This window comes from Microbulbifer sp. ALW1 (assembly GCF_009903625.1).
GTDB lineage: Bacteria > Pseudomonadota > Gammaproteobacteria > Pseudomonadales > Cellvibrionaceae > Microbulbifer.
Map to the genome: position 1 here is coordinate 398,548 of NZ_CP047569.1, position 20,614 is coordinate 419,161.

The following is a 20,614-nucleotide window of genomic DNA, read 5'->3' on the forward strand; positions in this document are numbered from 1 at the left end:
ATAGTATGTCTGCAGTGCCTAACACGAAAATTACTAAAGGCACGTCCCAGCGGTGATAAATACAATAAAGATCCGGGAACTCAATTATGAGAAGTGTACCCCTGCGCCAGTGTGCGCTCGCGGCCGCCGTGGCCAGCCTTGTGTCGGTTGCCGCCGATGCCCAACAGATTGAAGAAGTGACGGTTACCGCACAGCAGAGAGAGCAGACGCTGCAGGAAGTACCGATCGCCGTATCCGCATTCAGCGATAACTTCATGGAACAGGCGAATATCGACGATGTTCGCGGACTGGTCGCACTGTCCCCCGGATTCAATGGCGCCACTGAAGACAGTTTCTCCGACGCCATGGCCATGCGCGGGATCAGCACCAACGACTTCGGTGTTGGCGGTGACCCTTCGGTTGCCGTGTTTATGGACGGTGTCTGGCAGGGCCGTAACGGCGGTGTCCAGACCAGTTACTTTGATGTGCAGCGTGCCGAAGTGGTCAAGGGTCCCCAGGGCACCCTGTTTGGACGCAACGCCATTGCCGGAGCCGTTAGCGTATTCACCAACAAGCCCACCGAGGAGTTCGAGGGCAAGGTGCAACTGGGAGTCGCCCAGTACAACAAGCGCGAAGCGACCGGCACCATCAACCTGCCACTGACCGACAACCTGTATTTCCGCGGCAGCCTCTACACCCTCAGCGACGACGGCTGGCTGGAAAACCTGCAGGGCGGTGAGGATTATGGCTTCCACGAACGCAATGCCGCGCGCGCTGCGCTGCGCTACGAGGGGGAAAGTACCGACGCCACCCTCACACTCAACTACGAAGATCGCGCGCAGAACAGCTCAATCTACTGGGATCCGGAAGCCGGCCTGCCCAAAAACAAGGTCAATAGCGATCTGCGCGGGCGCGACGCGATTGATGAAGGCGAAATCTTTTCGGCCACGGCCAATGTCACCATCAATCTATCCGACGAATACACCCTGACTTCGATTACCGGGTACAAGACCTTCAATTTTTATTATCTGGAGGATTACGACGCGAGCCCCGAGCGGGTAAACAACTACCTGCAGGACTCCAAGGTCGACTACCTCAGCCAGGAAGTCCGCGTCAATTTTGATGACGGCGGTGACTTCGTCTGGTTTGCGGGCGCCAGCCTGTACCGGGAGGACATCGACAACCTCGCGTCGGCACTCTATGACGAGGACGCCCTGTGCCGCGCCATCAGTCGCACCGATGCCGAGGACTTCGACGGCGAAGTGAGCGGTTGTGCCGACCCCGGCTTCTGGATGGATTACTGGGAAGCCGACGCCGCCCCGGAGGCCGAAGAGCTTGCCATCAACAAGCGCGAAGACACATTCAACCTGGTTTCCGCGTCCGGATGGGCGGTGTTTGCCGACGCCACCTGGTCCGCCACCAGCCAGCTCGACCTGATGCTCGGCGCGCGCTACACGGTGGATCGCAAGGATATGGATATGCTGATCCCGGATTCCGGGGGTTGGCTGGGCAACAATTTCAACTATGAGTTCGCGGTTCCCGACTGGATTTCAGCCGATGACGAATGGAGTGCATTCACGCCCCGCGTTGCCGCAAACTATGCCCTGAATGATGAAATCAGCCTCTATGCCAACGCCGCCCGCGGCTACAAGACCGGTGGCTTCGCCACCTTCGGTGTGGATCTGACAGGCATCGACGACGACGGGATCGCCATGGCGGGGTCCACCCCCATGCAATTCGACCCGGAGACGGTGCAGAGCTTCGAGGCCGGTATCAAGAGCAAGCTGCTGAACAACTCCCTTCAGGCTAACCTGGCCATCTACCAGTACACCTACGAAGACCTTCAGTTCGTTTACTTCGACAACGGCAGCCAGCTGGTGGAAAACCTGGGTGAGGCCGGCGGTCGCGGAGCGGAATTCGACCTGCGCTACCTGCCCAACGACCGACTGGATTTCTTCTTTACCCTGTCATACATGGATACGGAGATTACCAACGATAGCGATATCCGTGGCAAGGCCTGTGATGAATCCGGGTGTAAAGGCAAGTCTCTGCCGTTTTCTCCAGAGCTGAGCACCGCATTTATCGCCAGCTATCGCCACCCACTCAATTCCGGCGAACTGCTGTTCAGCTTCGAGCACATTGCCCAGTCCAAGCAGTACAGCGATATCGACAACATCGAGCTGGTCGCACAAAAGGCGTGGCAGGAGAGCAACCTGCGCCTGGGCTACCAGGCCAATGCCGATTGGAACCTGACCCTGTGGGTGGAGAACCTGCTTGAAGAACAGTACTTCGAACGCGGCTGGGCCAATGCCGATGTGGATAACCAGTGGGGCTATGGCCTGGTGAACACCCAGGTGTGGCCCAGCAAGCCGCGCACGGTGGGTATGGATTTCACCATGCAGTTCTGACCGGAAGCGGCGACGGATCCGGTGCCCTGTGTGCCGGGCCGCCGTCGCGCCCCCATCAACCAAGGCGGGTCTGCATCCCGCAGCCCCGCAACCCGGGAATTCCAATGGAAACCTACGGACTCCTCAGTTTGCTGCCTACGGCTGTGGTGGTGGCCACCGCGGTCGTGACCCACCGCCCGATCGTGGCACTGGTCACCGGCGTGATCGTGGCACTCTTAATGCTCGACCCCGGCAACATCATGACCCCGCTCGCCGACACCGCACTGTCTGTGATGATGGACGAGACGATCGGCTGGATCATCCTGGTCTGCGGCCTGTTCGGCAGCCTGATCGCGCTGCTGATACGCGCCGGCGGTGCCAGCGCCTTCGCAGAAATTCTCGCCGCCAGAGCGAACACCCGCGCCCGCGCCCTGCTCAGCACCTGGCTGCTGGGGCTGGTCATCTTTATCGATGACTACCTGAACGCGCTGGCCGTCAGCGCCTCGATGAAAAAACTCACCGACAGGTTCGGCATTTCTCGCCAGATGCTCGCCTATGTCGCGGACTCTACCGCTGCACCGGCCTGCTTCCTCATCCCCATATCGACCTGGGCGGTGTATTTCTCGGGCATACTGGAATCCTCCAGCATTGCCGGTGAGGGCGCCGGCATGAGCCTCTATATCAGCGCGATTCCATTCATGCTGTATTCCTGGCTGGCCCTGCTGCTGGTACCGCTTGTGGCAACCGGCCGCATTCCATTGCTCGGCGCGATGAAAAAAGCGGAAGCACAGGCCACAGACGTGCAGCCGCTCGACCGGGATGAAATAGAGCTGGTGCCTCAGTCTTTGGGCGCGGCCGCGGTACGGCCCCGGTATCACGCGCTGAACTTCATCCTTCCCATCGTGAGCCTGGTAGCCTTCAGCTGGTACTACGACATCGACGTACTGAAGGGCGTGATTGCCACCCTCGCAATCACCATTCCACTGCTGGCCTTTCAGCGACTGATCGAATGGGGCGATATTTTCGACACGATACTGGAAGGGTTCAAAACCATGATTGCACCGCTGGCGATCGTGGTGGCTGCGTTCATGTTCAAGGCAGTGAATGACAGCCTCGGCATGCCCCAGTATGTCATTGAGTCCGTGAAGCCCCTGATGACCGCGCAGTGGTTGCCGCTGGTAGCATTCCTGTCGATGTCGCTGATTTCTTTTGCGACCGGGTCATCCTGGGGAGTATTCGCGATCACGATTCCGATCGTCATTCCCCTGGCCGAAGCGGTAGGCTGCCCGCTGCCACTAGCGATCGGCGCACTGCTATCCGCCAGTGCCTTCGGCAGCCATGCCAGTTTTTATGGAGATGCCACCGTGCTCGCGGCCCAGGGCAGTGGCTGTACGCCAATGAGTCATGCGCTGACCCAGCTGCCCTACGCGCTGATCGCAGCGGCAGTGTCCAGCGCTGGCTTTGTCGCGCTGGGCTATATGCTGGCCTGATGCCGGCCTGATCATTTACCGTCGAAGAATGATGAAGCGACTGGCGGAAACGCGGGGAAGCTTCAAGAAATGGAAAGAAGCTTCAAGAAATGGAAAATAGAAAGGCGAAAAAAAGGGGCGTTAACGCCCCTTTTTTCAATGCGACTTTCAATCAGATATCAAGATAATCAAGAATACCTTCGGCAGCCTGGCGCCCTTCCCAGATCGCTGTCACAACAAGGTCAGAACCGCGCACCATATCGCCGCCGGCAAAGACCTTCTCATTACTGGTCTGGAACTTGTACTCCTGCTTCTCGGGCGCAACAACGCCGCCCCAGTCAGCCACTTCGATATTGTGGTCGCCGAACCACTCAGCGGGGCTCGGACGGAAGCCGAAGGCTACCAGTACCATATCCGCCGGAATGATCTCTTCGGAACCCGGCACCACTTCCGGACGACGGCGGCCGTTTTCGTCCGGTTCACCCAGCTTGGTAGTCACAACCTTGACGCCTTCCACCTTGCCATCACCGACAATTTCCACCGGCTGGCGGTTGAACAGGAAGCGTACGCCCTCTTCCTTCGCGTTCGCCACCTCGCGGCGGGAACCCGGCATGTTTTCTTCATCACGGCGGTAAGCACAGGTTACGCGCTTGGCGCCCTGACGGATGGAGGTGCGGTTACAGTCCATCGCGGTGTCGCCACCACCCAGTACCACAACGCGCTTGTCTTCCACCGAGATGAAATCTTCCGGGTTCTTTTCGAAGCCCAGATTGCGATTTACGTTCGCCACCAGGAACGGCAGCGCATCGTACACGCCCGGCAGGTCTTCACCGGGGAAGCCGCCTTTCATGTAGTTGTAGGTACCCATCGCCAGGAACACCGCATCGTAGTCGGCCAGCAACTGGTCGAAGGTGATGTCCTTACCGATTTCGGTTTCCAGGCAGAACTCGACACCCATGTCGGTGAAGATCGCGCGACGCTGCTGCATCACGGATTTTTCCAGTTTGAATTCCGGGATACCGAAGGTCAGCAGGCCACCAATTTCCGGGTACTTGTCGAACACCACCGGCTGTACACCGTTGCGCACCAGAATATCGGCACAGGCCAGACCGGCAGGGCCGGCACCGACAACGGCAACGCGCTTGTCGGTCTTCTTCACCGCGCTCATATCCGGGCGCCAGCCCAGGGCGAAAGCGGTATCGGTAATATATTTTTCTGCGTTACCGATAGTTACCGCACCAAAACCGTCGTTCAGGGTACAAGCCCCTTCACACAGGCGATCCTGCGGGCACACGCGACCGCAGACTTCCGGCAGCGAGTTGGTCTGATGACACAACTCCGCCGCTTCCATGATGTTGCCCTCACTGACCAGTCGCAGCCAGTTGGGGATGTAGTTGTGCACCGGGCACTTCCACTCACAGTAGGGGTTACCGCAATCCAGGCAACGGTGCGCCTGGCTGGCTACCTGGCGCTCGGAGAACGGCTGGTAGATTTCCACAAACTGGTTGGTGCGGGTGATGATGTCCTTTTTGGCGGGGTCCACACGGCCCACGTCGACAAACTGGAAATCGTTGTTGAGACGCTGTGACATAAGTAAATCTCCCCCTTATTCGCCGCGCTTGCGTACATCGGACAGCAGTCCGGCGAGGCTGGCTGCCTTCGGCTTCACCAACCAGAATTTGTTGAGGTAGTCGTCGAAGTTGTCCAGCAACTCCTCACCCCAGGCACTACCGGTCTCGGCAACGAACTCTTCGATCACTTCGCGCAGGTGGCTCTGGTATTCCTCCAGGGCCTCACTGCTGATGCGGCGCAGTTCGATCAACTCGTGGTTGCACTTGTCGAAGAAATCGCGATCCATATCCAGCACATAGGCGAAGCCGCCAGTCATACCGGCACCGAAGTTGACCCCGGTTTTACCCAGCACAGCGACCATACCGCCAGTCATGTACTCACAGCAGTGATCACCTGCGCCTTCCACTACCGCGAAGGCACCGGAGTTGCGCACGCCGAAGCGTTCGCCGGCACAGCCGGAGGCGAACAGCTTGCCGCCGGTGGCGCCGTACAGGCAGGTGTTACCGACGATACTGGTTTCCTGGGACGCGAATTCACTGCCCTGGGGCGGACGGATAACCAGCTTGCCACCAGCCATACCTTTGCCGACGTAATCGTTAGCATCGCCTTCCAGATACATTTCCAGGCCGCCAGCGTTCCACACTCCGAAGGACTGACCGGCAACGCCAGTGAGGCGCAACTTGATCGGCGCATCCACCATGCCCTGGTTGCCGTGACGCTTGGCGATCTCACCGGACAGGCGCGCGCCGATGGAGCGGTCGCAGTTGGTCAGCTTGAAGCTGAATTCGCCACCGGCCAGGTTTTCGATTGCCGGCAGGGTTTCTTCCACCATGCGCTCGGCGAGCAAGCCCTTATCCCAGGGCTCGTTCTTGGCACGCTGGCAGGTCTGCGGCTTGCTGTCGAGCAGTGCATCGGTGTGCAGCAGCGGCGACAGGTCCAGTGTTTTCTGCTTGGCGGTGCGGCCTTCCAGAGTCTCCAGCAAGTCCACGCGGCCCACCAGTTCGTCCATGGTGCGCACGCCCAGGCTCGCCATCCACTCGCGGGTTTCCTCGGCCACGAACTTGAAGAAGTTCATCGCCATTTCCACGGTGCCGATGTAGTGGTCGTCGCGCAGATCCTTATTCTGGGTGGCGACGCCGGTGGCGCAGTTGTTCAGGTGACAGATGCGCAGGTATTTACAGCCCAGCGCCACCATGGGTGCGGTACCGAAGCCGAAACTCTCGGCACCCAGCATCGCTGCCTTGACCACATCCAGACCGCTCTTCAGACCACCGTCGGTCTGCACCCGCACGTTACCGCGCAGATCGTTTGCCCGCAGGGTCTGGTGGGTTTCTGCCAAGCCCAGCTCCCACGGAGAGCCAGCGTAGCGAATAGAGGTAATCGGGCTCGCCGCGGTACCACCGTCGTAACCGGAAATGGTGATCAGGTCCGCGTAGGCCTTGGCCACACCGGCGGCAATGGTGCCGACACCCGGGCGAGACACCAGTTTCACCGACACCAGCGCATCCGGGTTGACCTGCTTGAGATCGTAGATCAGCTGCGCCAGATCCTCGATGGAATAAATGTCGTGGTGCGGCGGCGGCGAGATCAGGGTCACGCCCGGCACCGAATAGCGCAGGCGTGCAATCAGATCGTTGACCTTGCCACCAGGCAGCTGGCCACCCTCACCGGGTTTGGCACCCTGAGCTACCTTGATCTGCAGCACCTCGGCATTCACCAGGTAATGCGGGGTAACCCCGAAACGGCCGGAGGCGATCTGTTTGATCTTGGAAACCTTGTCGGTGCCGAAACGCACCGGGTCTTCGCCACCCTCACCGCTGTTGGAGCGGCCACCCAGTCGGTTCATGGCCTGGGCCAATGCCTCGTGGGCTTCCGGTGACAGGGCGCCCAGGGACATGGCGGCGCTGTCGAAGCGGCGCAGGATATTTTCCACTGGCTCCACTTCCTCCAGCGGAACCGGCTGAACATCTTTTTTCAGCCCCAATAGATCACGCAGCGTCGCCACCGGGCGCTGGTTCACCAGGGTCGCGTAATCGCGCCAGGCCCCGTAATCACCGGTACGCACTGCTTCCTGCAGCGCCTTGACCACATCCGGGTTAAAGGCATGGTATTCCTGACCGTAAACAAACTTGTGCAGACCACCGGGGGAAACTTTCTTGCGCGGCTTCCACGCCAGCTGCGCGCGTTCGCGCATATCGTCTTCCAGTTCCGGGAAGCCGGCGCCGAGAACACGCGCCGGTGCCTCGGGGAAGCACAGGTCGATTACGTCCTGAGACAGGCCCACCAGTTCGTACAGCAGTGCACCGCGATAGGAAGCAATCGTGGAGATACCCATCTTCGACAGGATCTTCAGCAGCCCCTTGCAAATACCGGTGCGGTAATTTTTCTGTGCGGTGGCCGCATCCAGCAACAGTTCACCGGTTTCGATCAGGTGATTGATGATGCTGTAGGAGAAATACGGATGTACCGCGGTAGCACCCACGCCGATCAGGCAGGCGAGCTGGTGCGAATCACGCGCGCTGGCGGTATCCACAACGATATTGGAGTCGCAGCGCAGGCCGTTGTGCACCAGGTGGTGGTGCACCGCACCGGTGGCCATCAGCGCGTCGATGGGCAGCTTGCCCTCTTCGATTTCGCGATCCGACAACACCACGATCACGGTGCCGTCTTTGCGCACCGAATCCGCCACATCGCTGCACAGCTTTTCAATGGCACTCTTCAGGTCCAGCTGCGCGGGATCGTAATTGAGGTCGAAAATTTTTGCGGTAAATTCTTCACGCCCCAGATCCAGCAGCGCGGTGTACTTCATATGGGAAAGTACTGGCGAGGACAGGATTACCCGGTCGGCGTGTTCGACGGTTTCTTCAAATACCGACTTTTCACGGCCCAGGCAGGTCTCCAGGGACATGACGATGGTTTCCCGCAGCGGGTCAATCGGCGGGTTGGTAACCTGCGCAAATTGCTGGCGGAAATAGTCGTACAGACAGCGGTTGCCCTCGGACAATACCGCCATGGGCGTGTCGTCACCCATGGAACCCACGGCTTCCTGACCGGCTTCCGCCAGCGGGCGGATGACCTGATCACGCTCTTCGAGGGAAGAGCTGAACAGCTTCTGGTAGACCTTGAACTGCTCGAAGGAGAAGTTGTTGTCTACCGGCGCAGTCACCAGGGTGGAACGGATACGACGGGCCTTTTCCTTCAGCCACTTTTTGTACGGGTGGGCATTTTTCAGTTCACCATCCACCTCAGCGGTGTGGCGCAGCTCGCCCTTCAGGGTATCCACCGACAGGATCTGACCCGGGCCCAAGCGGCCCTTGGCAACCACATCGGCAGGATCGTACTGATACGTACCGACTTCCGAGGCAACCGTAATGAAGTCGTCCTTGGTGATCACCCAGCGGGAGGGACGCAGGCCATTGCGGTCGAGGGTACACACGGCGTGACGACCGTCGGTCAGTACCAGACCTGCGGGACCGTCCCAGGGCTCCATATGCATGGAGTTGTATTCATAGAAGGCGCGCAGCTCCGAATCCATGGTGTCCACGTTCTGCCACGCCGGTGGAACCAGCATGCGGATGGCGCGGTGCATGTCGATGCCGCCCACGGTAAGCAGCTCCAGCATATTGTCGAGGCTGGAGGAGTCGGAACCCACGCGGTTGACCAGCGGCTTCAGCTCGGACAACTCCGGCACCAGTTCGGTGATGAACTTGTTGGTGCGCGCTACAGACCAATTGCGGTTACCGGTAATGGTGTTGATTTCGCCATTGTGCGCGAGCATGCGGAATGGCTGTGCCAGCGGCCAGCGCGGCATGGTGTTGGTGGAAAAGCGCTGGTGAAACACACAGATAGCGGTTTCCAGGCGCGGGTCTGCCAGGTCCGGGAAGAAGGCCGGCAGGTCCGCTGGCATCATCAGGCCTTTATAGGACAGCACCGAGGTGGACAGGCTGCCAATATAGGTGGCGTCGGTCAGCTGCTGCTCGGCCTTGCGGCGGGCAACAAATAGACGCGCATTGAACTGCTGCTGCTCCAGCGCACTGGCGGCATTGTTGATCAGCAGGTGCTCGAAACGCGGCAGGGATTCACGGGCAATCGGGCCCAGGCATTCCTCATCGGTGGGCACCACACGCCAGCCGGCAACTTGCAGCCCCTGCTCCTCTACAGCGCGCTCGAGAATGGCGCGGGCGCTGGCGGCCTCGGCCTCGTCCAGCGGCAACATGATGGAACCGACCGCATACAGGTCGCTCAGGTCCTGGCCAAACTGTTCTTTGGCTACGGTGCGCAGGAAGCCATCCGGCTTTTGCAGCAACAGGCCACAGCCGTCACCGGTTTTGCCATCGGCGGCAATTCCGCCGCGGTGAGTCATACAGGTCAGCGACTCAATCGCTGTCTGCAACAACTTGTGGCTGGTTTGGCCCTTCAGGTGGGCAATCAGTCCAAAGCCACAGTTATCTTTGAACTCATCCAATCGATACAGACCGCTACCCATAGAATTCCTCAAAGTGTTATCGCTACCCGCGCTAAGGAGCCTTCTACGCCCTGATCTGCCACACTGACAATCAGTTCACATCCCGAAGGCCGCCCCGGGGGTATATTTATCTACTCTCTAGCCAAAGGTGCCGCAGAATTCACTGAGTTTTTGGAACCCCAATGACAAAAAAAGCCCGCGTGAGGGGCTTGGGTGTTTCTCGCTGAACGCGAGCCTGCGCTTGTTGTTATCGGCTCCTAACCCCGGCTTTCACCGAGGGGGCGCGCAATATTACTCGTGCCCCCCTGCAATTGCAAGATTCGCCAGATTTATTCGCTGTTGACAGCAGGTTTAACCGATTTATCTTCTTTTCGTGATGCTTTTTGTCAAAGAATCCTCAGTTCGGTAGTAAAACTACAAAACCATCACCGCGCACCACAGGTGTGCAAAGCGTCTATCAGCAACGCTCGCGGTGTATCGGCGACAACTTGCGCACTCCCCAGCGCCTCCAGCAGCACCAGGCGTAATTTGCCATCCTGCACCTTTTTATCCACAGACATCGCGCGCAGGTAATCGTCGACTGCCATATCCGCGGGGGATTGTTGCGGCAAATTGGCTTTGGTTAGCAGAGCGCGCAAACGGCCCACCTCGTCCGACGAAATCCAGCCGCGCAACTGCGAGAGCTCTGCGGCCATAACCATTCCAGCGGCCACAGCCTCACCGTGCAGCCAGTTGCCGTAACCCTGCACCGCCTCGATCGCGTGCCCGAAGGTATGGCCAAAATTCAATATCGCGCGACGCCCGGATTCCCTTTCATCCTCAGCTACCACCGCTGCCTTATCCGCACAACTGCGCTCCACCGCGTACGCCAGAGCTTCCGGGTCTCGCGCCAACAGGCGATCCATATTCTGCTCCAACCATTCGAAGAAAGGTGCATCGCAGATCATGCCGTATTTGATCACCTCGGCAATGCCTGCAGACAATTCGCGATCGGGCAGGGTCGAGAGGGTATCGATATCGATCAGCACCAGCTGCGGCTGATAAAACGCACCGATCATATTTTTGCCCAGGGGGTGATTCACGCCGGTCTTGCCGCCCACCGAGGAGTCGACCTGGGAAAGCAGTGTGGTGGGCAACTGTACGAAGTCCACACCGCGCTGGTAACAGGCGGCAGCAAAACCACTCATGTCCCCCACGACCCCACCACCGAGGGCGAGGATGGTGGTGCTGCGATCGTGACGCTTTTCCAGCAGGGTATCGAATATGCGATTCAGGGTATCCAGCGTTTTGAAGGCTTCGCCGTCGGGCAACTGGATCGAGTCTACCTTGGCAAAACCCTGCAGGCTTTCGAGAACGGACTGCAGGTAGAGCGGCGCGATGGTTTCGTTGGTCACTACCAGCACCTGCTGGCCGCGAACATACTGCTGGAAATACTGCGGATCCTGCAGCAGCCCGGAACCGATCAGGATCGGGTAGCTGCGTTCACCCAGGTCGACATTAAGACTGTGCATGGCTACTCCCTTTCGCGCACAAACAGGTCAGAGATGAGAAACAGAGGAAAGGCGGCACTCTAGCACATTGCGCCGGGGGCCAGTGTGGAGGAGAAGCTAGCGGCCAGGGGATGCGGCGAGTCAAATTATCGTTCAACCCGGCACTCAACCGACCCCTCAACCCACAGCGTTTGCCGCCAGGCGATCTGCCACCAACTGGGAGGCCTGCTTCGGGGTACAGTCGTCGGTATCGCAAACCAGGTCTGCCACCTCACTGTAAAAGGCCTCTCGCTGCTGCAGGATTTCCCGCAACTTGGCCCTGGGGTCCGCCACCTGCAGCAGTGGTCGATTGCTGTTTTTGGAGGTCCGCTCGACCAGCTGTTCGAGACCTGCCCGCAGGTACACCACAAAGCCATGGGCTTTGAGCAACTTGCGGTTTTCCGGCAACAGCACAATACCGCCACCGGTGGCCACCACCTGGGGGGTACCGCCGCAAAGGTCTCTCAGCACCTCGCTTTCTCGACGGCGAAAGCCCGCCTCCCCTTCCACATCAAAGATCCAGGGAATATCGGCACCGGTGCGGTCTTCAAGAACCTTGTCCGAATCGGCAAAAGGCAGCTCCAGTTGGGCTGCCAGTAGTTTGCCGATGGTGGATTTGCCGGCCCCCATGGGGCCGACTAGAAAGATGGGCTGCGTGATCACTTGCTGAAGGACATGAACTCGTCTTGCATGATCCGCGGCGTGATGAAGATCAGCAGTTCGCGTTTGTCTTCCTCACGACTGGTACGCTTGAATAGGTGGCCCAGGAAAGGAATATCGCCAAGGAAAGGCACCTTGGTTTCACCCTCAATAGTTTGCGCTTCAAAGATACCGCCAAGCACAATGGTCTCACCATTGGCCACCAGCACTTTGGTCTGCAGTGAGTTTACGTTGATTGCCGGGATCTGCGCACCAGTGATCACGTTGGTAAACAATTCACCAACACTGTTCTGATCGATGTTCAGATTCATGATGATATTGTCATCCGGCGTAATCTGCGGAGTGACGTTCAGCAACAGTACCGCTTCCTTGAAGGTAACGGATGCCGCACCGGAAGAGGTTGCTTCCAGGTAGGGAATTTCCACACCGGAACGGATGCTGGCTTCCTGTTTGTCGCCAGTCACCACCTTGGGCTGGGAAACAATCTCGGCTTTACCTACATCTTCCAGTGCAGATAGCTCCAGGCCCAGCAGGAAGTCATCTTTGAGGATGGCATAGGCTACGTTGCCGACCGCATTGGTCACACCCAGATCCACCAACATGGGATCGTGCAAGGTCGCCGGGGCGGACAGGTCCGGGCCATTGCCGTCGCCATCAGAAATCTGCCCAAACTGACTACCGGCGCCAATACCGATGGCATCGTTATCAATATTGTGGCTTTCCATATAGTTCCAACGAACACCCACGTCCCGAAGGAAGCCAGTGTTGGCCGTCACCAGGCGCGCCTCAATCATTACCTGACGAATTGGGATATCAATGGCATTGATCAGATCACGGAACTGGGCAATTTTCTCATCGGTATCGGTCAGGATGATGGTATTGGTGCGCTCATCGACGATGGCACTGCCGCGCGGTGACAGAATACTGCGCCCTTCCTGGTCGTCTCTACCACCGGCAAAGTTACCCTGACCAAAGCCGCCAGCTCCTCCGCCCTGCTGTCCGCCCATGCGGTCACCCACAAACAGGGTGAAAATCTCGCGGGCATCGGCGTAGCGAATGGAAATGTACTCGGTGCGCAGGGGCGCCAATTCTTCCAGCTGCTTGCGTGTTTCCAGCTCACGGCGTTCGCGCTCGGCAATCTCTGCCGCCGGTGCTACCATCACCACGTTGCCTTCCTGGCGCTTATCCAGGCCTTTGGCCTTCAGAATCAGCTCCAGCGCCTGGTCCCAGGGCACACCGTCGAGGCGCAGGGTGATGCGACCCTGAACAGTGTCACTGGCAACCAGGTTCAGGTCCGTAAAGTCAGCGATCAGCTGCAATACGGAGCGCACTTCAATGTCCTGGAAGTTCAGGGACAGCTTCTCGCCAGTAAACTGGAACTCTTTCTGCTTCTCACGCACCTGAGCAACCGTCAGCGGTTTTACGCTCAGCACGTATTCGGTATCCGCCTGGTAGGCCAGGTAGTCGTAATCTCCGTCGTGGGGATCAACAGAGATCACGGTATTGCGACCGTCATAATCCACACTGATGGAATTGACCGGCGTGGCAAAGTCAGTAACGTCCAAGCGCTGACGCAGCGCTGGTGGCAACTCGGCCCCGAGGAAAGTCAGTACAATCTTGCCCTTGGTGCGCTCGACATCAATATTTACTGCGGGGTCCGTCAGACTGACGATTACCTTACCCTCGCCACCTTCACCGCGGCGGAAGTCCACATTGTTGATGCCGACATTGCCTGCCGGCTTGAACTGGGCGCTGCCACCGATATTAGTGCCACTATGGCTAGGCGCGGCCGCAACCGCAGCGGTCGTTGCAGTATCGGCACCAACCTCGAGAACCACCTGGTTGCCTACGCGCTCACTGGTATATACCGGCAGCTGGTCCAGGTTCAGAATCAGGCGAGTGCGATCTTCACTGGATACGATCACTGCGCTGCGCGCAGCGCCTATATCCAGGCTATATTTTTTCTCCGGCAGGACACTCTCCACGCCAGCAAAATCCATCACGATGCGCGCTGGCTGCTCGATGGTGTAGCCGGTGGGTTCCGGCGGCACATCACTGAAAGTGAGCCGCAGCTGCAGGCGGCTGCCCGGCAGCTCGGAAAACTGGATATCGTTTAACTGGCTAGCCAGGGATGGGGCAGCCAACGGCAGTAACAGCAGGCCCAACAGCATCGCTTTTGTGCGCGGCAATACATTGGCGACCCGCGCCAAACCTTTGGCGAGTTGCTTGGTAATCATTTTTTAGTTGTCCTTCTCTTCCAAAGTCAGAGCCCGCGGCCGTTCGATCCAGCCGCCGGTGCCATCCGGCACAATTTCCAGTACATCGATTTGTGACGATGAGGCGTTGACTACACGCCCGTGATTTTTACCCATGTAGTTACCGACGGTAATGCGGTGAATACCGCCTTCACTGTCGCTAACCAGAGCCCATAACTGTCCACCGCGGGACAGGGTTCCCACCATGCCGAGGGCGTCGAACGGATACCGTTCCAGAAGTTCTTTCTGTCGATTGAGATCCGGTGCTACATCTAGCTTGCGCCCGACCAGGCGCTGATCTGCCTCCAGTACCGGGCGCAAAAACGGACTGCGCATTGCGGCGGCACTGTACACATAGGGACTGTATGGAGTGAATGTAGGAATCGGGTCAATCTGCCCCTTGGGCTTATGCTTGACCGCCGCCATCTTCTGGCGCAAATCACTGTGGTTGCCATCCAGACTACAGCCGCCGAGAGCCAGCAGCGCAGCGGTCAGAGCGAAGTATTTATTCATCCCTCTTCTCCCTGATCCTTGTACCGGTAGGTTTTCGCGTTCACCACCATGTTAAGCAGTGCCGCGCCATCCTTACTGGTCTGAATATCGAAATCGTGCAGAGTAACGATTCGCGGCATACCGGCGATACCACTGATAAAGGCGCCAAACTCGTGATAGCCGCCCTGCACCTCAATGCGAATCGGCAGCTCGACGTAGAATTCGCCCACCTGCTCCCCCTCAAGGGCCACCTTCTGGATCGTCAGGCCGCTACCGCGACCGAATTCATCGATATCTTCCAGCAGCCCCGGCACTTCGGTGTCCTTGGGTAACTGCTTCAGCAGCGCACCAAATGTTTCTTCCATTTCCACCAGTTGCTCGCGGTAAGCATCCAGGTTCGCGGCCTCAAAGGATTTGAGCTCAAATTGGGTAAACAACTCGCGCTCTTTTTTTGCGGCGAATTCCAGCTGCTGATAGCGCTCTTTGATCATAAAGAAATAACCGCCACCAGCCAGCACCGCGGCAATCACGATCAACAGCACCACACGCCCGGCCAATGGCCAGACACCAACCCGGGAAAAGTCGATATCGTTGATATCCAGCTGGTTCAGCTGTTTGAGAGTATCTTCAAGGGCCACGGTTAGACTCCACTGTTGGCGTCGTCGCCATCTTCTTCTTTTTTGCGGCCGCTGACACTGACCGTCATTTCAAACGCACTGGCCTGCTCGCCAAATTCCGGCTTGGCGGTTACTCCGGTGAGGTTCGGGGACTGGAACCACTCAGATTGATCCAGGCTGCGCATAAATGAGGAAACCCGGTTGTTGGACTCAGCCACACCGGAGATGTTTACGGTCTTGCCCGTCCGCTTCAGGCTGGTAAGCCACAGCCCTTCCGGTGCCGCGCGCACCATTTCATCGAAATAGCGGACCGATAGCGGACGGTTGCCCTGCAGTTCCTGGATCACCCGCATGCGGTCGATCAGTTCCTGGCGTCGCTTCTTGAGCTCCTTAATCTCCGCCACCTGCTTATTGAGCGCGGTAATTTCTGTGTTCAACAGCTGGTTGCGCTCTTTCTGGTTGACGATCTGCGCATCTACGGTCTTCATCCACATGAATACCGAAAAGCCAGCAGCAATCACTACCAGCGCAGCAACCTGCTGAAATTCTTTCTGCTTCTGCGCCCGGTATTCCTGGCGCCAGGGGAGTAAGTTGATCTTTGCCATGTCTTAGAACTCCCGCTCGCGCATGGCTAGGCCGGCGGCAATCATCAGCGACGGCGCCTCGTTAACCAGGGCCTGGCGATTGACACGGGATGCCACGCTCATGTCCCGGAAGGGGTTAGCCACCATTGTGGGTTTGTTGAGTTTCTGGCCCACCAGGTCGGCAAGCCCTTCCATGGCGGCGACACCGCCACCGAGCAGGATGTAATCCACATCGCTATAGGAAGTCGAGGAGTAGAAGAACTGCAGGGAACGAGTCACCTGCTGCACCACCGCATCGCGGAAGGGCTCCAGTACCTCGGGGTAATAATCGTCTGGTAGACCGCTGCCGCCCTGGCGCTTGGCCAGCGTCGCCTCTTCCGCCGACAGACCGTAGCGACGCTGGATTTCGTCAGTAAGCTGGCGCCCACCAAACAGCTGCTCACGGGTGTAAATGGTGCGTCCGTCCACCATCACCGACAGCGCACTCATGGTGGCGCCGATATCGATGACCGCCACTACCAGCTGCTCCTGCGCGGGAAACTGGTTGTCCATCAAGGTATAAGCGCGCTCGATGGCGTAGGCTTCGACGTCCACAACCCCAGGCTGCATATCCGCTTCGGTGAGGGCTGAGATGCGCTGTTCCACATTCTCGCTACGACAGGCCGCCAGCAACACCTCAACCTGCCCCTCGCCCTTCTCGGAAGGTCCCTGCACCTCGAAGTCGAGATTCACCTCGTCCAGCGGGTAGGGAATGTATTGGTCGGCCTCCAGCGCTATCTGCGCTTCCAGGGCGTCGTCAGAGAGGTCTGCCGGCATATCCAGGGTCTTGGTGATAACCGCAGAACCGGAAACCGCCACGGCTGCTTGACGCAGGCGGGTTTTAGAGCGGCGCACCACCTTGCGGATGGCCTCGGCGATCGCACCAACGTCATTGATATTCTTATCCACAACCGCATTCGGTGGCAGAGGCTCGGTTGCATAGCTTTCCACGCGATATTTGTCACCGCTGCGACTCAGTTCAAGCAACTTTACCGAGGTGGAGCTAATATCGAGCCCAAGCATGGCTTTCGGGCCCTTATTCAAGAAAGGGAGCATCCCCATTTTTCTTATCTTTTCCGTGGGTTATGGAGGTTTGATGGTATAGCACTTTAAATTACCGCCGCAACCGCCTTTTGCATAGGTATCAGCGCACATTATTCGTATAATTGTCGAACAGTGCCGCTAAAATTGATTAAGACGTATACAGAAGCATTCCAATGACCGAGAAAGCCCGCAACCGCCTGCTGTCCCTGTTGTGGCTGGCCCTGGCCGGTGCCGCCGCTGGCGCCATGGCATTTTCCAGTATCTACCTGTACCTGAAACCCGGGCTACCTTCCGTTGAGAGCCTGCGCGATATCCGCCTGCAGACTCCCCTGCGCATTTACTCCCGGGATATGCAGCTGATCGGCGAATTTGGCGAAAAACGCCGCAGCCCCATCACCATTGAGCAGACGCCGGAGATGTTTATCCAGGCGATTCTGGCGGCGGAAGATGACACCTTTTACTCCCACAGCGGCGTATCCATCAAGGGTTTGATGCGCGCTTTCCGGCAACTGGTGCAGAGCGGCTCTATCCAGTCCGGCGGCAGTACCCTGACCATGCAGGTGGCACGTAACTTCTTTCTCAGCCGGGAACAGCGCTTTATCCGCAAGTTCAATGAGATTCTGCTATCGCTGCAAATCGAACAGGAACTCAGCAAGGACGAAATTCTCGCCCTTTACATCAACAAAATCTTCCTCGGCAATCGCGCCTACGGCTTCCAGGCGGCCGCCCAGGTCTATTACGGCAAGGACATCAACGAGCTGAACCTGGCCCAGTGGGCGATGATGGCGGGACTGCCCAAGGCCCCCTCCACCTACAACCCCATTGCCAACCCGTCGCGAGCACTGGTGCGTCGCAACTGGATCCTCAAACGCATGCTGGACCTGCGTTACATCGACCAGGATCAATACAAAAACTCGATAACTGCCCCGGTCACTGCCCGTTATCACGGCCGCGACCTCGACCTCAGCGCCCCCTACGTCGCCGAAATGGCCCGAAAAGAGGCGGTCGACCTGTTCGGCGACGCCGCCTACACCGACGGCTACCAGGTCATCACAACCGTGGACAGCAAATTGCAGGATGCCGCCCGCAAAGCACTGCAGGGTGGCCTGGAATCTTACGACAGCCGTCACGGCTATCGCGGCCCCGAGCAGCGACTGGACCCGCAATTACTGGATGACAACGACCAGCTGGTGGACCTACTGCAGGAAATTCCGGAGCTCGGCGACCTGGAACCCGCCGTGGTCACTGCCGTGGCGCCGCAGAGCCTCAGTGTGCAGCTGCGCGATCGCCGCGTGATTGAAATCCCCTGGGATCGCGGTCTCAGCAGCCTGCGCCCCTATATTTCTGAAAACGCCCGCGGACCGCGCCTGACCTCCGCCGAAGAAATGTTCGCACCAGGAGACGTCATTCGACTGCGCCATGTGGTGATCTCCGCCGAACAGGTCGCGAAAGAGCTAGCAGAGAAGCAAAAGCAGGCCGGTGCCGCAGCAGTGGCATCCGTCGCTGAAGCCCTTGCCGATACCGCGATCACGGAAGACCCGTTCGCCACCCCGGAAGGGCTGGAGGAAACAGAAACGGCAGAGCTACCCCAGGCCCGGGAAGAGTGGCACCTGGCCCAGGTCCCCGCTGCCCAGGGCGCCCTGGTGTCGCTGCAACCGGAAGATGGCGCCATTCGCGCTCTTGTGGGAGGCTACGATTTCCGCCAGAGCCACTTCAACCGCGTGACTCAGGCTGCCCGCCAGCCCGGCTCCAGCTTCAAACCGTTCATCTACTCCGCGGCGCTGGAAAAAGGCTACACCGCCGCCAGTATCATCAATGATGCGCCGATCGTGTTTGAACAGACCAACCTGGAAGATGTATGGCGCCCGGAAAATGACGGCGGCACCTTCCTCGGGCCGACACGCCTGCGCAAAGCGCTGTATTTGTCGCGCAATATGGTCTCCATTCGCCTGCTGCAGTCCCTTGGGCTCGATCGCGCCCTGACCTTCGCGGAAGGGTTTGGTTTTGAGCGCAGCAAGCTGGCGCGCAACCTGTCTATCGCCCTCGGTAGCTCCGCGCTCACCCCGCTGGAGATGGTCCGCGGCTATGCCGCATTTGCCAACGGCGGCTTCCGGGTGGAACCCTACTTGGTGGACCAGGTGCTGGATGTACACGGCGATACCGTCTACCAGGCCCTGCCCCTGACCGTCTGCCGCGACTGCCCGGAAATCGGCGAAACGCCAACACCGGACGCGGAGCCCATCGATCTCGAGTCCCTGCAGCAACAAACTGCGCAGGCTGCACAAGAGCAGGAGCCCCTGGAGCTGCGCACCCTGCCGGTGGCACCGCTTGAGGCTGACGAACAGGCTCGCCCCAGAGCCCCCCGTGCCATGTCGCCGGAAACTGCCTACATCATGGATTCAATGCTGAAAGACGTGATCAAGCGCGGCACCGGGCGCAAGGCACTGGTCATGAAGCGCGGGGATATTGCCGGTAAGACCGGTACCACTAACGGTCCCCGCGATGCGTGGTTCTCCGGCTACAGCCCCTATCTGGCCACTAGCGCCTGGGTGGGTTTTGATGCCAACACACCAATTGGCCGCAATGAATATGGTGGCTCGGCGGCACTGCCAATCTGGATCGATTACATGAGTAACGCCCTCGCGGGCTTGCCGGAGCGTCACCTGCCACAACCGGATGGCATAGTGACCATGCGCATCAACCCACGCACCGGGTTGCGCACGTCCAGCGGCGGTATTTTTGAAATCTTCCGCGCTGACCGGGTGCCCGGACGCGAAACCTACAGCAACTACCCGTCGATCTACTCCGATGGCCCGGACACCCCGCCTGCCGGCAACGAACAGGCGCAGGAGTCACTGCCGGAAGAGCTCTTCTGACTGCGAGTAGCGGGTCTTCGTTTCTCTGACGGATGCGTAGACCCTATACCTAGAATCCCGCACTCCTAAAAAGCCCTCACAAAAAAAAACGCCGCTCCGGAAGAAGCGGCGTTTTTTATGGAAGATGGTTTGTACCGGCCGGTTCATCCGGCCTCTCAAGCTAGCGACGCTTGCGATAGGCCAAACAAGCCTCTTCCAGTGCACCCAGATCTGGGATTACCGCTGCTTCGCCGGACAGTGCCACATGCATCAACTCTCCCATGGCACATTCACCCTCGCGTCCCGCCAGGTCATCCGGTGTCACCCGCACCAGGCGTGGCGTGCCCTGCAGCACCACGGCAAAAAACGGCAGATCGCCATCGGCATTGCCACTGCTCAGCACCGCGATTCGACAGTTACTACGCAGGATCGGCATCGGATTGCCGCGCATTACTTCAAAGGAAACCAGCGGCAGACGCAGCTCCCGCCAGTGCAGCTCCCCCATATACCAGTCCGGCGCATCGAACGCAGACACCGGGCTCTGCAGCGCAATAATTTCAGAAAGCGTGTCCACCGGTACCAGTAGCTGCCCATCTGACAGCGGTAACAGAAGACTGCTCACTTCCTGGGGAAGTTCGGTCGTTGGCAGGGCGTCGACTCCGCTCAT

Annotated in this window: 13 protein-coding genes; 3 read left to right on the forward strand and 10 right to left on the reverse strand. The window is 58.7% G+C overall.

Annotation, left to right across the window (positions count from 1 at the left end; genetic code table 11):
- Positions 1–86 precede the first annotated feature (86 nt).
- Together GRX76_RS01530 and GRX76_RS01535 are read left to right on the forward strand one after the other, a co-directional pair.
- Positions 87–2,387 (forward strand): TonB-dependent receptor, encoded by a 2,301-nt coding sequence (locus GRX76_RS01530; protein WP_160151684.1) that lies wholly within the window; start codon positions 87–89, stop codon positions 2,385–2,387.
- Between the two features lie 104 nt (positions 2,388–2,491).
- Complete coding sequence (locus GRX76_RS01535; RefSeq protein WP_160151685.1) at positions 2,492–3,856, forward strand: Na+/H+ antiporter NhaC family protein; 1,365 nt, start codon at positions 2,492–2,494, stop codon at positions 3,854–3,856.
- 151 nt (positions 3,857–4,007) lie between these two features.
- Here the strand turns inward: GRX76_RS01535 and GRX76_RS01540 are convergent, their stop codons facing one another.
- The 9 genes from GRX76_RS01540 to GRX76_RS01580 all read right to left on the reverse strand — a co-directional run bounded on the left by GRX76_RS01540 (position 4,008) and on the right by GRX76_RS01580 (position 17,110).
- Positions 4,008–5,426, reverse strand: coding sequence for an FAD-dependent oxidoreductase (locus GRX76_RS01540; RefSeq protein ID WP_160151686.1), 1,419 nt, complete (start codon positions 5,424–5,426; stop codon positions 4,008–4,010).
- Between the two features lie 15 nt (positions 5,427–5,441).
- A complete protein-coding gene (gltB, locus tag GRX76_RS01545) occupies positions 5,442–9,893 on the reverse strand; it encodes a glutamate synthase large subunit (RefSeq protein ID WP_160151687.1) in 4,452 nt (1,483 codons plus the stop codon).
- Positions 9,894–10,297: 404 nt separating this feature from the next.
- Entirely contained in the window at positions 10,298–11,383 is a 1,086-nt protein-coding gene (gene aroB / locus GRX76_RS01550; RefSeq protein ID WP_160151688.1) for a 3-dehydroquinate synthase, read from the reverse strand.
- 156 nt (positions 11,384–11,539) lie between these two features.
- Positions 11,540–12,061: a shikimate kinase AroK gene (gene aroK, locus GRX76_RS01555; RefSeq protein WP_201276954.1), complete on the reverse strand. Its 522-nt coding sequence runs from the start codon at positions 12,059–12,061 to the stop codon at positions 11,540–11,542.
- Positions 12,061–14,298, reverse strand: coding sequence for a type IV pilus secretin PilQ family protein (gene pilQ, locus GRX76_RS01560; protein WP_160151690.1), 2,238 nt, complete (start codon positions 14,296–14,298; stop codon positions 12,061–12,063). The genes aroK and pilQ overlap by 1 nt, the downstream gene beginning before the upstream one ends.
- 3 nt (positions 14,299–14,301) lie before the next feature.
- The gene (locus GRX76_RS01565; RefSeq protein ID WP_160151691.1) at positions 14,302–14,829 is read right to left on the reverse strand and encodes a pilus assembly protein PilP; all 528 of its coding nucleotides are present in this window, start codon (positions 14,827–14,829) and stop codon (positions 14,302–14,304) included.
- The gene (locus tag GRX76_RS01570) at positions 14,826–15,446 is read right to left on the reverse strand and encodes a type 4a pilus biogenesis protein PilO (RefSeq protein ID WP_160151692.1); all 621 of its coding nucleotides are present in this window, start codon (positions 15,444–15,446) and stop codon (positions 14,826–14,828) included. Before GRX76_RS01570 ends, GRX76_RS01565 begins: the two co-directional genes overlap by 4 nt.
- Positions 15,447–15,448: 2 nt before the next feature.
- The gene (locus tag GRX76_RS01575) at positions 15,449–16,030 is read right to left on the reverse strand and encodes a PilN domain-containing protein (protein WP_160151693.1); all 582 of its coding nucleotides are present in this window, start codon (positions 16,028–16,030) and stop codon (positions 15,449–15,451) included.
- A gap of 3 nt (positions 16,031–16,033) precedes the next feature.
- Entirely contained in the window at positions 16,034–17,110 is a 1,077-nt protein-coding gene (locus tag GRX76_RS01580) for a pilus assembly protein PilM (protein ID WP_160151694.1), read from the reverse strand.
- Between the two features lie 155 nt (positions 17,111–17,265).
- Here GRX76_RS01580 and GRX76_RS01585 point away from each other — a divergent pair, with 155 nt between their 5' ends.
- Positions 17,266–19,968 carry a penicillin-binding protein 1A gene (locus tag GRX76_RS01585; RefSeq protein ID WP_160151695.1) on the forward strand — a complete coding sequence of 901 codons (2,703 nt, stop codon included), beginning with the start codon at positions 17,266–17,268 and terminating at the stop codon, positions 19,966–19,968.
- 160 nt (positions 19,969–20,128) lie between these two features.
- Here GRX76_RS01585 and GRX76_RS01590 read toward each other — a convergent pair whose 3' ends face one another.
- Positions 20,129–20,614: a chemotaxis protein CheW gene (locus GRX76_RS01590; protein ID WP_160151696.1), complete on the reverse strand. Its 486-nt coding sequence runs from the start codon at positions 20,612–20,614 to the stop codon at positions 20,129–20,131.

Coding starts and splice junctions, on each gene's coding strand:
- GRX76_RS01530 (WP_160151684.1), top strand. CDS start 87: ATGAGAAGTGTACCCCTGCGCCAGTGTGCGCTCGCGGCCGCCGTGGCC.
- GRX76_RS01535 (WP_160151685.1), top strand. CDS start 2,492: ATGGAAACCTACGGACTCCTCAGTTTGCTGCCTACGGCTGTGGTGGTG.
- GRX76_RS01540 (WP_160151686.1), bottom strand. CDS start 5,426: ATGTCACAGCGTCTCAACAACGATTTCCAGTTTGTCGACGTGGGCCGT.
- gltB (WP_160151687.1), bottom strand. CDS start 9,893: ATGGGTAGCGGTCTGTATCGATTGGATGAGTTCAAAGATAACTGTGGC.
- aroB (WP_160151688.1), bottom strand. CDS start 11,383: ATGCACAGTCTTAATGTCGACCTGGGTGAACGCAGCTACCCGATCCTG.
- pilQ (WP_160151690.1), bottom strand. CDS start 14,298: ATGATTACCAAGCAACTCGCCAAAGGTTTGGCGCGGGTCGCCAATGTA.
- GRX76_RS01565 (WP_160151691.1), bottom strand. CDS start 14,829: ATGAATAAATACTTCGCTCTGACCGCTGCGCTGCTGGCTCTCGGCGGC.
- GRX76_RS01575 (WP_160151693.1), bottom strand. CDS start 16,030: ATGGCAAAGATCAACTTACTCCCCTGGCGCCAGGAATACCGGGCGCAG.
- GRX76_RS01580 (WP_160151694.1), bottom strand. CDS start 17,110: ATGGGGATGCTCCCTTTCTTGAATAAGGGCCCGAAAGCCATGCTTGGG.
- GRX76_RS01585 (WP_160151695.1), top strand. CDS start 17,266: ATGACCGAGAAAGCCCGCAACCGCCTGCTGTCCCTGTTGTGGCTGGCC.
- GRX76_RS01590 (WP_160151696.1), bottom strand. CDS start 20,614: ATGAGCGGAGTCGACGCCCTGCCAACGACCGAACTTCCCCAGGAAGTG.